Annotated in this window: 12 protein-coding genes; 8 read left to right on the top strand and 4 right to left on the bottom strand. The window is 73.9% G+C overall.

The annotated features are described in order from the left end of the window. Positions 1-22: 22 nt before the first annotated feature. The gene (locus ACGF07_RS21990; protein ID WP_392901329.1) at positions 23-598 is read right to left on the bottom strand and encodes a TetR/AcrR family transcriptional regulator; all 576 of its coding nucleotides are present in this window, start codon (positions 596-598) and stop codon (positions 23-25) included. A gap of 234 nt (positions 599-832) precedes the next feature. Between ACGF07_RS21990 and ACGF07_RS21985 the strand changes: the two genes are divergently transcribed. After that, positions 833-1,447 carry a dihydrofolate reductase family protein gene (locus ACGF07_RS21985; RefSeq protein WP_392901328.1) on the top strand — a complete coding sequence of 205 codons (615 nt, stop codon included), beginning with the start codon at positions 833-835 and terminating at the stop codon, positions 1,445-1,447. Here the strand turns inward: ACGF07_RS21985 and ACGF07_RS21980 are convergent. After that, positions 1,392-2,504, bottom strand: coding sequence for an EamA family transporter (locus ACGF07_RS21980; RefSeq protein WP_392901326.1), 1,113 nt, complete (start codon positions 2,502-2,504; stop codon positions 1,392-1,394). The genes ACGF07_RS21985 and ACGF07_RS21980 overlap by 56 nt on opposite strands. A 132-nt stretch (positions 2,505-2,636) precedes the next feature. Between ACGF07_RS21980 and ACGF07_RS21975 the strand changes: the two genes are divergently transcribed. From ACGF07_RS21975 to ACGF07_RS21950, 6 genes are all read left to right on the top strand, one after another. Beyond that, positions 2,637-3,080, top strand: coding sequence for a gamma-glutamylcyclotransferase family protein (locus ACGF07_RS21975; RefSeq protein ID WP_392901324.1), 444 nt, complete (start codon positions 2,637-2,639; stop codon positions 3,078-3,080). A gap of 155 nt (positions 3,081-3,235) precedes the next feature. Further along, entirely contained in the window at positions 3,236-4,474 is a 1,239-nt protein-coding gene (cbiE, locus tag ACGF07_RS21970; RefSeq protein WP_392901322.1) for a precorrin-6y C5,15-methyltransferase (decarboxylating) subunit CbiE, read from the top strand. After that, the gene (cobM, locus tag ACGF07_RS21965; RefSeq protein ID WP_350745519.1) at positions 4,471-5,232 is read left to right on the top strand and encodes a precorrin-4 C(11)-methyltransferase; all 762 of its coding nucleotides are present in this window, start codon (positions 4,471-4,473) and stop codon (positions 5,230-5,232) included. Before cbiE ends, cobM begins: the two co-directional genes overlap by 4 nt. After that, a complete protein-coding gene (locus tag ACGF07_RS21960) occupies positions 5,232-5,981 on the top strand; it encodes a cobalt-precorrin-6A reductase (RefSeq protein ID WP_392901414.1) in 750 nt (249 codons plus the stop codon). The genes cobM and ACGF07_RS21960 overlap by 1 nt, the downstream gene beginning before the upstream one ends. A gap of 56 nt (positions 5,982-6,037) precedes the next feature. Continuing rightward, a complete protein-coding gene (locus ACGF07_RS21955; protein WP_392901320.1) occupies positions 6,038-6,556 on the top strand; it encodes a DinB family protein in 519 nt (172 codons plus the stop codon). A gap of 55 nt (positions 6,557-6,611) precedes the next feature. Next, positions 6,612-7,118: a protein phosphatase gene (locus tag ACGF07_RS21950; protein WP_392901318.1), complete on the top strand. Its 507-nt coding sequence runs from the start codon at positions 6,612-6,614 to the stop codon at positions 7,116-7,118. A gap of 33 nt (positions 7,119-7,151) precedes the next feature. On the opposite strand, the gene ACGF07_RS21945 is transcribed toward ACGF07_RS21950, so the two are convergent. Both ACGF07_RS21945 and ACGF07_RS21940 read right to left on the bottom strand, forming a co-directional pair. After that, on the bottom strand, positions 7,152-8,681 hold the full coding sequence (locus ACGF07_RS21945; protein ID WP_350745512.1) for a UDP-N-acetylglucosamine 1-carboxyvinyltransferase: 1,530 nt from the start codon (positions 8,679-8,681) through the stop codon (positions 7,152-7,154). A 174-nt stretch (positions 8,682-8,855) separates the two neighbouring features. After that, positions 8,856-10,001 (bottom strand): cobalt-precorrin-5B (C(1))-methyltransferase, encoded by a 1,146-nt coding sequence (locus ACGF07_RS21940; RefSeq protein WP_392901316.1) that lies wholly within the window; start codon positions 9,999-10,001, stop codon positions 8,856-8,858. 463 nt (positions 10,002-10,464) lie between these two features. Between ACGF07_RS21940 and ACGF07_RS21935 the strand changes: the two genes are divergently transcribed. After that, positions 10,465-12,204 carry a TIGR03767 family metallophosphoesterase gene (locus ACGF07_RS21935; RefSeq protein WP_392901314.1) on the top strand — a complete coding sequence of 580 codons (1,740 nt, stop codon included), beginning with the start codon at positions 10,465-10,467 and terminating at the stop codon, positions 12,202-12,204. The last annotated feature ends 25 nt before the right edge of the window (positions 12,205-12,229 follow it).

The raw sequence follows: 12,229 nt of genomic DNA, 5'->3' as shown, positions 1-12,229 counted from the left end.
GACGCCGAACGGGCGCCGGGCTTCAGAGGGCCGGCACGATCCGCTCGACGACGGCGTCGATCAGCGCGGGCAGCCCGTCGGCGCCCAACACCTCGGGGAGGGTGAGGTGTTCGACGATCAGGCCGGTCATGGCGAGGTAGAGGACGACGACGGTACGGCGGTCGCCGGGCAGGCCCTCGCCGAGGTGGTACGCGATGTTGGCCTCCAGCTCCTCGCGGACGGTGCCGGTGAGCTGGGCCCGCAGCTCGGGGCGGCGGGTGGCTTCCAGGCGCAGTTCGAGCATCGCGAGGTAGCCGGCCCGGTCGGCGGCGATGCGGCGGATGAGGTCGTGCATCAGGGCGGCGACCAGATTGCGGTCGCGGGGGGCGCGCAGCAGCTCGGCGAGGATCGCCGGGTCGGGGGTGAGCCGCTGGTGGATGTGCCGGGCGGTCTGGTGCAGCAGCTGGTCCCGGTTGGCGAAGTAGTTGGAGGCCGTGCCGTTGGGCACGCCGGCCTGCACGTCGACGGCGCGGAAGGTGAGGCCCCGGGCACCCTCCCGGGCGAGGACCTCGATGGCGGCGTCGGCGAGGGCGGTGCGGCGGGCGGGGTTCTGGACCATGGGCCGATTCTCCCTCCTGCGCTCGCCCGCACCTTAGGGGGCCTCGGGGCGGTGGGGCTGCCGGGAGGCCCCGTGGGGCGCGAGATCCCGTAGCGCGTGAGATCCCGTAGCGCGGAGGATTCCGCAGGGCTGGCAACCACTACGGCTGGAGTACTATGCTCATAGTGGTTGCCGACCTGGACGCCTTACCAGTCCGGGCCCCGACCGCCCCACCCCTCGACCCCAAGGACCTGTATGCGCAAGCTCAGCTACGTCGTCGGCGCCACCATCGACGGTTTCATCGCCGCCCCGGACGGCGGCTACGAGTTCTTCGCCCCGTTCGTGACCGAGGACTACGCGCCGACACTGTTCTCCGAGTACCCGGAGACCATCGCCACCCCCGGGCGCGCGGCAGTCGGCATCGCGGAGGCGCCCAACAAGCGCTTCGACACCGTGCTCCAGGGCCGCGGCAGCTACGACGTCGGGCTGGCCGTCGGACTCACCAGCCCGTACGCCCACCTGCGGCAGATCGTCTTCTCCCGCACGCTGGCGACGAGCCCGGACCCGGCCGTGGAGGTCACCGCCGAGGACCCGCTGGCCGTCGTCCGTCGCCTCAAGCGGGAGGACGGGCTCGGCATCTGGCTCTGCGGCGGCGCCGACCTGGCCGGTCAGCTCCTGCCCGAGATCGACGAACTGGTCGTCAAGCAGTACCCGGTGGTGGCCGGATCCGGCATCCCGCTGTTCCGGGCGGGCTTCGAGCCGCGCGCCTTCACGCTCACCGACAGCCGGGTCTTCGAGCGCGGGAACGTCGTCCTCACCTACGAGCGGACGCCGGCTTCGCCTTCGCCGAACGCCCCGGCCGCCGACTGACGCTCACCACCAGGCAGACGCCGGCCACCACGATCGACCCGCCCGCCAGGGTCGGGCCGGTCAGCGGCTCGGCCAGGATCAGCCAACCCAGCAGCACCGCCACCACCGGGTTCACGTAGGCGTAGGTGGCCACCAGGGTGAGCGGGGCGGACCGCAGCAGCCAGGCGTACGCGGTGAAGGCGAGGAGCGAGCCGAACAGCACCAGGTAGGCCAGGGCCAGCCAGGAGCGGCCGGAGACGGCCGCGAGGTCGAACCCGTGCTGCTCACCGCGCACCAGGCCGATCAGCAGATCGCAGAGGCCGCCGGCCAGCATCTGGTACGCGCTCGCCGTGAGCACGTTGCCCGGCATGGGGATCCGCTTGCTGGCGAACGAGCCCGCCGCCCAGGTCAGGGTCGCGCAGATGACCAGGACCACGCCGAGCGGCTTGACCGACCCGCCGATCGCGGGAGCGGACAGCACCCCGAGGCCGACCAGGCCCAGCAGCACCCCGCCGATCTCGGCCCGCCCGGGGCGCTCGCCGCCGAAGGACGTCAACACCACCATCCAGAGCGGGACGGCGGCCACCAGCAGGGCGGCCAGTCCGGAGGGGACGGAGGTCTCGCCCAGCACCACCAGCCCGTTGCCGCCGGTCAGCAGCAGCACGCCGACCAGGGCGGCGGAGGCCAGCTGGCGACCGCTCACCCGCAGAGCGGCCGGGCCCTGGCGGACCAGCAGGTATCCGACCAGCACCAGGCCCGCCGTGAGGAAGCGGGCCGCGGCGGAGAGGAACGACGGCATCGTCTCCACCGCGATCCGGATCCCCAGGTAGGTGGAGCCCCAGACGACGTAGACCACGCCGAGCGCGAGCCAGACCGCACCGCCCAGGCGGGCGGCCGGCTCGGCGGCGTCCGCGGGCCGGGCGAGGTCGGCGGGACCCGTCGGGATCGTCGGGCCGGCGGCGTCCGGAGCGGGGGTGGGGCCCGGAGAAGCCGGGGGGACGTCGCGGACGTCGCGGTCGCCGGGGTCCGGGCTGCCACCGGAGGTGGTCGCCGGTTGGGAGGAGGCGGGCGATGTCATGGGTGTCCCCCTTGGACGCTGCTGGCAGAACACCGCCATGACAGCGCATCGGACGCCCACCGCGCCACCGGGTATCACCGTTCGGGCGGCAGGACGTACCGTGGGCCCTCCCGCCCCGAGGAGGTCGAACCCGTGTCCGAACCCGAGGAGGCCCCGCCGGCCGAACAGGCGCTGCCGTTCTTCGTGTACGGCACGCTGCGCAGCGACGGCCGCAACCACGCCGTGCACCTGGCCGGGCGCTGCGCAGAGATCCGCCCGGCGGTGCTGGTCGGCGCGGCCCTCCACGCGGGCCCGGGCTTCCCCTACGCGCTCCTCGACCCGACGCCCGGGCGGCGGATCACGGGCGAGCTGATCACCGTACGGGCGGGCGCGTACGCCGGGGCGCTCGCGGCGCTGGACCGGCTGGAGGACTGCCGGGCGGACGGGACGGGGCTGTACGTGCGGCGGCGGCTGGCGGTGCGGACGGCGGCGGGCGAGCTGCGGGACGCGTGGGTGTACCTCGCCGGACCGGCCGCGGAGGCACGGCTGCGGGAGCGGCCGGCCCTGATCCCCTCGGGGGACTGGGCGGACCGGTGATGGCCGGGCGACTGGCCGGACCGGTGAAGGCCGGGCGACTGGGCGGACCGGTGAAGGCCGGGGGAGCCGCCGAGCGGCCGCGAACCGCCAGGTAGGCTGCCCCGGCTGGTGGGATCCACCGCCCGCCGGCCCGCCGAACGACGAGGAGCCACCCGGTGCCCGAGCTGTCCCATCCGATCGCCGTCGTCGGGATCGGGGCCGACGGCTGGGCCGGCCTCGCCGCCGCCTCCCGCGCCGAGCTGCAGGCCGCCCAGGTGGTCATCGGCGGCCCCCGGCAGCTGGAGCTGCTGCCCCGCGACACCGTCACCGCCGAACGCGTCCCCTGGCCGTCGCCGCTGCGCCCGGCCGTACCCGGGCTGCTCGCCGCGCACGCCGAGCGCCGCGTCGCCGTCCTGGCCAGCGGCGACCCGATGTTCTACGGCATCGGCCGCACCCTCGCCGAGACCGTCGGCGCCGAGCGGCTGCGCGTGCTGCCCCACCCCTCGTCCGTGTCCTACGCCTGCGCCCGGCTCGGCTGGGCGCTGGAGGCCACCGAGGTGATCAGCCTGGTCGGCCGCCCGCTGGACACCCTCTCGCTCGCCCTCCACCCGGGCCGCCGCCTGCTGGTGCTCAGCGCCGACGCCGCCACTCCGGCCGCCGTCGCCGCGCTGCTCACCGAACGCGGGTACGGCGGCGCCCGCCTGCACGTCCTGGAACAGCTCGGCTCCCCCGCCGAGCGCCGACTGGACGGCCCCGCCGACGGCTGGCCGCACCCCGCCGGGGATCCGCTGAACGTCATCGCCCTCGAACTCGGCGAAGGCCCCCGCAGCTCCCTCGTGCCCGGTCTGCCCGACGCCGCCTACGAGAGCGACGGCCAGCTCACCAAGCGGCACGTGCGGGCCGCCACCCTCGCCACCCTCGCCCCCTCCCCCGGCGAACTGCTCTGGGACGTCGGGGGCGGATCCGGCTCGATCGCCGTGGAATGGCTGCGCGCCCACCGCGACTGCCAGGCGGTCAGCATCGAACGCGACCCCGTCCGGGCCGGGCGCATCGCCCGCAACGCCGCCGCGCTCGGCGTGCCCCGGCTGCGGGTGGTGACCGGCTCCGCCCCCGCCGCGCTCGCCGAACTCCCCTACCCCGACGTGGTGTTCATCGGCGGCGGCCTCACCGTGCCCGGCCTGCTAGACGGTTGCTGGGCCGCGCTGCGCCCCGGCGGCCGCCTGGTCGCCAACACCGTGACGCTGGAGTCCGAGGCGCTGCTCACCGAGTGGTACCGGCGCCACGGCGGGGAACTCGTCAAGCTGGCCGTCGCCCACGCCGTTCCGGTGGGCGGCTTCACCGGGTGGCGGCAGGCCATGCCGGTCACCCAGTGGTCCGCCGTCAAGCCCGACACCCCCCAGGAGGACGCCTCGTGACCGTCTACTTCATCGGAGCCGGCCCGGGTGCGGCCGACCTGATCACCCTCCGCGGCCAGCGCATCCTGGCCCGGGCCGAGGTCTGCCTGTACGCCGGCAGCCTCGTCCCGCGCGAGCTGCTGGACGAGTGCCCGCCCGGCGCCCGGCTGGTCGACACCGCGCAGCTCAACCTGGACCAGATCACCGCCGAGTTGGTCGCCGCGCACCGGGCCGGCCAGGACGTGGCCCGGTTGCACTCCGGCGACCCGTCCGTCTTCTCCGCCGTCGCGGAGCAGATGCGCCGGCTGGACGCGGCAGCCGTCCCGTACGAGGTCGTCCCGGGCGTGCCCGCCTTCGCCGCGGCCGCGGCCGCGCTCAAGCGCGAGCTGACCGTCCCGACGGTCGGGCAGACCGTGATCCTCACCCGGATCGCCAAGCGCGCCACCCCGATGCCGGCGGGCGAGGACCTCGCCACCCTGGGCCGCAGCGGCGCCCTGCTGGTGCTGCACCTGGCCGCCGGGTACGTGGACGACGTCGTCGAGCAACTGCTCCCCCACTACGGCGCGGACTGCCCGACCGCCGTGGTCGCGATGGCCAGCCGCCCCGACGAACTGGTGCTGCGCGGCACGCTCGCCGACATCGCCGGGCAGGTCAAGGCGGCGGGCGTGGTCCGCACCGCCGTCATCATCGTCGGCCGCACCCTCGCCGCCGAGCAGTTCCGCGACAGCCACCTCTACTCGGCGGACCGCGAGCGCCCGCACGAGCCCTGCGGGGCGTGATGCGCCACCTGCTGATCCTCGGCGGGACGACGGAGGGACGGGCCCTCGCCGCCGCCCTCGACGGCCGCGCCGGCCTGCGGGTGACCAGCTCGCTGGCCGGCCGGGTCGCCCGCCCCCGGCTGCCCGCCGGGGAGGTGCGGATCGGCGGCTTCGGCGGCCCGGACGGACTGGCCGCGTGGCTGCGCGCCGAAGGGGTGGACGCCGTCGTCGACGCCACCCATCCCTTCGCCGCCCGCATCTCGGGCAACGCCGCGCTCGCGGCCGCCGCCACCGGCGTGCCGCTGCTGGTGCTGCGCCGCCCGGGCTTCGCGCCCGTCGACGGTGACCGCTGGCTCACCGCGCCCTCGCTCGCCGCGGCGGCCGAACTGCTGCCCCGGCGCGGGGAGCAGGTCCTCCTCACCATCGGCCGGCAGGGCGTCGCCGCCTTCGCCCACGTCGACGGAGTCCACTTCGTCGCCCGCTCGGTGGACCCGCCCGAGCCGCCGCTGCCGCCGTCGTTCGAAGTCCTGCTGGACCGCGGCCCGTTCACCCTCGAGGGCGAGGAGGCGCTGCTGCGGGCCCGGGGCATCGACCTCCTGGTCACCAAGGACAGCGGCGGCGCCGCGACGGCACCCAAACTCGCCGCCGCCCGCGGACTGCGGCTGCCCGTCATCGTGGTGCAGCGGCCGCCCGCGCCGGACGGCGTGCCGGTCGTACCGGACGTCGAGGGCGCACTGCGCTGGCTGGAGCAGTCGGGGCGGCCGGGCTGAGTCCAACCCGTGGAACCGCCGGGCGGCCCCGCCCGGCGGCCCGGCAGGATGCCCCCATGAGCGATGACCAGCGCACCGGGACCGGGCGCAGCGAGACCCAGCGCACCGCCGACGAACGCACCACCCTGGCGAGCTTCCTGGACCACCAGCGCGACACCCTCGCGATGAAGTGCGCCGGTCTCACCACCGGACAACTGCGCACCCGCGTGCTGGCGCCCTCCGGCCTCTCGCTGCTCGGCCTGGTCCGCCACCTGGCCGAGGTGGAGCGCAGTTGGTTCCGCAACGTCCTCGGAGACGAGGCCGTCCCCGGTTTCTGGAAGCACCCCGACGGCACCTTCGCCGAGTTCGACGTCGAGACCGCGGACCCGGAGGAGGCCTTCGCGGTGTGGCGCCGCGAGTGCGACCACGCCAGGGAACTCGTCGCCGCCGCGGAGTCGTTGGACGTCCTGGGCCACCACGGCGAGGAGGTCTTCTCGCTGCGCTGGATCCTCACCCACATGATCGAGGAGTACGCCCGCCACAACGGCCACGCCGACCTCCTGCGCGAGCACCTCGACGGCTCCACCGGCGAGTGAGGCGCCGCAGCCGGGTCCGGGCGCCGGGGTGGCGGCCGGGCTCGGAGGGAGCAGGATGCGGACCCGCCGGAAGGAACGCGGCACCCCGGGGCCGTCCGAGCCGTGGAACGAGATCGTCCCCGGTCTGTGGATGGGCGGCCACTACTGCACCCCGCCCGGCGGTGACCTCGAACCCGCGGTCGTGGCGGGCGAGTTCGACCTGGTGGTCAGCCTGTTCACGCTCCCCGGGCACGGCCCGGGGGAAGGGGTGGAGCACCTGGTGCGCGAGGTGCCCGACGACCCGCTCTCCCCCGGCCAGCTGCTCGCCGTCCAGGAGGCGGCCCGGTACACCGCGACCGCCGTCCGTCAGGGGCGCCGGACGCTGGTGCGCTGCCACTCCGGGTACAACCGCTCCGGGCTGGTGGTCTCGCAGGCGCTGGTCGAGGTCGGGTACGGGACGGACGAGGCGATCCGGTTGGTCCGGGAGCGGCGTTCGCCGTGGGCGCTGAACAACCCGGTGTTCGTCGACTACCTGGAGACCGGGTTGGACGTCGCCGTGCTGCTGACCGGCCTCAGCGGGTGAGACCGGTCAGCGGGGTGACGGGAGGTCGGGGGCTCAGATGTCGCGGAAGGTCTCGATCTGGGCGCCGATCGAGTTGAGGCGCTCGGCGAGGTCCTCGTACCCGCGGTTGATGACGTAGACGTTGCGCAGGACGGAGGTGCCCTGGGCGGCGAGCATGGCGAGCAGGATGACCACGGCCGGGCGCAGGGCGGGCGGGCACATCATCTCGGCGGCGCGCCAGCGGGTGGGGCCCTGGACCAGGACGCGGTGCGGGTCGAGGAGCTTGACGTCCGCACCGAGCCGGGTCAGCTCGGTGAGGTAGATCGCGCGGTTGTCGTAGACCCAGTCGTGGATCATCGTGGTGCCGTGCGCGGCGGCGGCGATGGCCGCGAAGAACGGCACGTTGTCGATGTTGATGCCGGGGAACGGCATCGGGTGGATGGTGTCGATCGGCGCCGTCAGCTTGGAGGGCCGCACGGTGAGGTCGACCAGCCGGGTGTGGCCGTTGTGGGCCTGGTACTCGGGGGTCCGGTCGTAGTCGAGGCCCATGCCCTCCAGCACCGCGAGCTCGATCTCCAGGAACTCGATCGGCACCCGGCGGATCGTCAGCTCGGAGCCGGTGACCACCGCCGCGGCGAGCAGGCTCATCGCCTCCACCGGGTCCTCGGCCGGGGTGTAGTCGACGTCGCAGGTGATCTCCGGGACGCCGTGGACGGTCAGGGTGGTGGTGCCGATGCCCTCGATCCGGACGCCCAGCTTCTCCAGGAAGAAGCAGAGGTCCTGGACCATGTAGTTCGGCGAGGCGTTGCGGATGACGCTGACGCCGTCGTGCCGCGCGGCGGCCAGCAGGGCGTTCTCGGTGACGGTGTCCCCGCGCTCGGTCAGCACGATCGGGCGGTCCAGCGGGACGCCGGGCTCGACCGACGCGTGGTAGGCGCCGCCGGTGGTGGCGACCTCCAGGCCGAAGCGGCGCAGCGCGGTCAGGTGCGGCTGGACGGTGCGGGTGCCGAGGTCGCAGCCGCCCGCGTACGGGATGGCGAAGCGCTCGGCGCGGTGCATCAGCGGACCGAGGAACATCAGCACGCTGCGGGTGCGGCGGGCGGCCTCGACGTCCATCGCGGCGAGGTCGAGCTCGGCCGGCGGGGTGAGCTCGAGGTCGCGGCCCTCGTTGATCCAGCGGCTCTTGACGCCGATGCTGGTGAGCACCTCGAGGATGCGGTAGACCTCCTCGATCCGGGCGACGCTGCGGATCGTGGTGCGCCCGGTGGTGAGCAGCGAGGCGCAGAGGATCGCCACGCAGGCGTTCTTGCTGCTGCGGACGTCGATCGCGCCGGAGAGCCTGGTGCCGCCGGCGACGCGCAGGTGCATCGGGCCGGAGTAGCCGAGGGAGACGATCTCGCTGTCGAGGGCTTCCCCGATGCGGGCGATCATCTCAAGGCTGACGTTCTGCTTGCCCTGCTCGATGCGGTTGACCGCGCTCTGGCTGGTTCCGAGTGCCTCTCCGAGCTGCGCCTGGGACCAGCCGCGGTGCTGGCGCGCGGTACGGATGAGGGTGCCGATACGGGTGAGGTAGTCGCCTGTCACCCGCCAGACCATATCTCATGGTTGAGATCGCAATGGAATCAAGGGCGGGCGTGGCGCCACTTTTGTCCGATTCTCACCCCGTATGGTCGTCAGATCTTCACATCACCACGCGGTATGGGTGGGTCAACCGTACACAACTTGGCCGCACGAGCCGCGCACCCGGGTCGACGCCGTTCAGGGCCCGAGCGGTTCCGCCCGGCCGACGATGGTGCCCGCGCGGTCGATGCAGATGACGTCCACCGCCACCGGCGAGCCCCGCAGCACCTGGAGCGCGGTCGCCCGGGCCGCCTCGGCGACGAGGTCCCCGAGCGGCACCCCGGCCGCCCGGCACAGTTGCACCGCCTCCAGCCCGGTGTTGGCCGCCGCGACCGCCGCGACCAGGGCCTCGTCCGCCCCGCCGCGCCGGGCCAGTTCGGCCAGGTATCCCTTGTCCACCTGGGAGCGCGCCGAGTGCAGGTCGAGGTGGCCGTAGCCGAGCTTGGACAGTTTGGCGAAGCCGCCCGCGATGGTCAGCCGGGGCACCGGGTGGCGCTTGAGGTACTTGAGGACGGCGCCGGCGAAGTCGCCCATGTCGAGCAGCGCGTCCTCCGGCAGGCCGTGCACCGCGACCGCGACCTTCTCCGAGGTCGAACCGGTGCAGCCGGCGACGTGGGTGCGCCCGGCGGCCCGGGCCACGTCCACGCCGCGGCGGATCGAGTCGATCCAGGCGGAGCAGGAGTAGGGGACGACGATCCCGGTGGTGCCGAGGATGGAGAGGCCGCCGAGGATGCCCAGCCGCGGGTTCCAGGTCGACCGGGCGATCTCCTCCCCGTGGTCGACGGAGACCTCGACCACCACGTCACCGCTGCCGCCGTACACCGCCGCCACCTCGGCCACGGCGTCCCGGATCATCTGCCGGGGCACCGGATTGATCGCCGGCTCGCCGACCGGCAGCGGCAGCCCCGCCTTCGTGACCGTCCCGACCCCCGGGCCGGCCCGGAACACCACCCCGGCGCCGGGCTCGGCGGCCCGTACCGTCGCCCGGATCAGCGCGCCGTGGGTCACGTCCGGGTCGTCACCGGCGTCCTTCACCACCCCGGCCATGGCGCCGACCGGCTCGCTCCCCCGCTGGACCAGCTCCTCGACGGCGAGCGCGAAGGCGGGCCGCTGCCCCTTGGGCAGGGTGATCGTCACCGGGTCCGGGAACCCGCCCGTGAGCAGCGCGGTGTAGGCGGCCTTGGCGGCGGCGGTGGCGCAGGCGCCCGTCGTCCAGCCGTGCCGCAGGCCGCTGCTCCTCAGCTGCCCGGCCCGGCCTCCCGCCTCGGCTCCCACTGCGGCCACCTCCGCCTCGCTTCCGAACGTCCAGGCCGTCCGCGTCCGCGGTTCCGCGCGTTCCGGACCTGCGAACGCCCGAGCGCCCGTGCACCCGACCCTCAGGGCTCGGACCGCGCACCGTACGCCGTCCCGCCTCCTTCGACGGGCGGACTCGACCCGTCGCCGCCGATTTTCCCCCATCCGTCCGGCTGTGCCCCGACCGGGGGCGGCCCGGGCACGACCGGGCACCGGACGGGCCGCGGCCGGGGCTGTGGCCCAGGTGGCGGCCGGGGTGGCGGCCGGACCGTCCGAACCGCGGCGAAGGCGCCGCCGGGTGTTACCGAAGAGTTCTCCGCACGGGTCTGACATCCCCCGCCTACTCGTCGGTAATCTGTCGCTCCGCCAGAGGCGGGTTCATGACACTCAGGTCCGGCCGTACGGGCAGATCGCCCGGCCGGACCGTCAGCATGTGGGGGTTTTTGTGGCAGGGATGAGACGTCGTACGTTCCTCACGGGTACGTCCGTGGCCGCCGCGTGGTCGGCCCTGTCGCTGGGCGGCGCCGGGTCTGCCTCGGCCGCGGCGCGCGAGCGGGCGCTGGCGACCACGGCCCGGCGGGCCGTCAGCGTCACCGGCACCACCCTGGAGCAGGTGGCCGCACCGGTCGGCACCGCCTCCTACAAGCGGCTGACGGCCGGGCCGGGCTGGCCGCTCGTGGTGCGCGGGGACCTCGCGGCGCCGGGCGCGGGGCGCGACGACCGCCGCACCGGACTGGCCAGCTTCGTCCAGTTCAGCGACCTCCACCTGGTGGACACCGAGTCCCCGGTGCGCTTCGAGTACCTGGCCAGGTACAACGACAGCGCCCACCGGCCGCAGGAGGTCCTGAACGCCCGCGGCGTCTCGGCCCTCGTCGAGCGGGTCAACTCGCTGGACGGCGGCCCCTACACCGGGATGCCGTTCAGCATGGTGATGGCCACCGGTGACAACACCGACAACCACGAGCGGGCCGAACTCGACTGGTACCTCACGGTCATGGGCGGCGGACGGCTGGCCCAGAACACCGGCGACCCGAACCGCTACGAGGGTGTGCAGAACTCCGGCAACCAGGCCTACTGGAACCCCGAACTCGCCTACGGCGACGCGTACAAGGCGAAGGGCTTCCCGCAGATCCCCGGCTTCCTCTCCGCCGCCGGCCGCCCCTTCGACGCGCCCGGCCTGCGCACCCCGTGGTACACCACGGTCGGCAACCACGACGACAGCATCGAGGGCTCGCTGCCCGACTTCGGGCTGCTGAACGAGCTCTACACCGGCGGGTTGAAGCTCGAGGGGTGCGACGACGCGACCGCGGCCCAGCTGATGGACTCGCTGCGCCGGGACCCGGCGGGCGCCGTCCTGCTGCTCGCCAAGCTGCTCTCCGACGGCGAGGCGGTGCGCCGGGTCACCCCGGACGAACGCCGGCACCCGTTCACCCTCAAGGAGTTCGCCAAGGCCCACCTCGACCCGGCCGTCACCGGCGCGGGTCCGTACGGGCACGGCTTCACCTCGGACATGGTGGGCAGCGGCAAGCTCTACTACGCCTTCCGGATCTCGGAGAAGGTCGTCGGCATCAGCCTGGACACCACCAACCAGGCCGGATTCGCCGACGGCTCCCTGGGCACCGCGCAACTGCGCTGGCTGGAGCAGCAGTTGAAGGCGCACAGCGGACACTGGTACGACACCGGTGGGAACCGGGTGACGGGCGGCGACACGGATGACCTGATCCTGGTCTTCAGCCACCACACCAGCGGCACGATGGGCAACCTGCTGCCGGACCCGCGCAACGTCTTCGAGAAGCGGCACGACGGCAACGAGCTGGTCGCCCTGCTGCAGCGCTACCCGAACGTGGTCGCGTGGGTGAACGGGCACACCCACATGAACAGGATCACCGCGCACGGCCACCCGGTGCCGGAGCGGGCGTTCTGGGAGATCAACACCGCCTCGCACATCGACTACCCGCAGCACGGGCGCATCATCGAGGTCGCGGACAACGGCGACGGCACGCTCTCCCTGTTCACCACGCTGATCGAGTCCTCGGCGCCGTACGCGACGGACTTCGGCAGCACCTCGGACGCCAATCTGGCGGCGCTGTACCGCGAGCTGTCGTACAACGACCCGAACGGAAGGGTCTCGGCCCTGCTGGGCGCCGGGGAGGACCACAACACCGAGCTGCTGATCACCAAGCCGACTCGGTGACGACGGCAGCCTGACGACGGCGGCC

The sequence above is a fragment of the Kitasatospora sp. NPDC048194 genome, from assembly GCF_043202455.1.
Lineage (GTDB): Bacteria > Actinomycetota > Actinomycetes > Streptomycetales > Streptomycetaceae > Kitasatospora.
The sequence above is the reverse complement of the archived record's forward strand: the minus strand, read 5'-3'. Positions and strand labels throughout refer to the sequence as shown.

Excerpts from the sequence above, each read along its gene's own strand:
- ACGF07_RS21990 (WP_392901329.1), bottom strand. The coding sequence starts at position 598 with ATGGTCCAGAACCCCGCCCGCCGCACCGCCCTCGCCGACGCCGCCATC.
- ACGF07_RS21985 (WP_392901328.1), top strand. The coding sequence starts at position 833 with ATGCGCAAGCTCAGCTACGTCGTCGGCGCCACCATCGACGGTTTCATC.
- ACGF07_RS21980 (WP_392901326.1), bottom strand. The coding sequence starts at position 2,504 with ATGACATCGCCCGCCTCCTCCCAACCGGCGACCACCTCCGGTGGCAGC.
- ACGF07_RS21960 (WP_392901414.1), top strand. The coding sequence starts at position 5,232 with ATGCGCCACCTGCTGATCCTCGGCGGGACGACGGAGGGACGGGCCCTC.
- ACGF07_RS21955 (WP_392901320.1), top strand. The coding sequence starts at position 6,038 with ATGAGCGATGACCAGCGCACCGGGACCGGGCGCAGCGAGACCCAGCGC.
- ACGF07_RS21950 (WP_392901318.1), top strand. The coding sequence starts at position 6,612 with ATGCGGACCCGCCGGAAGGAACGCGGCACCCCGGGGCCGTCCGAGCCG.
- ACGF07_RS21935 (WP_392901314.1), top strand. The coding sequence starts at position 10,465 with ATGAGACGTCGTACGTTCCTCACGGGTACGTCCGTGGCCGCCGCGTGG.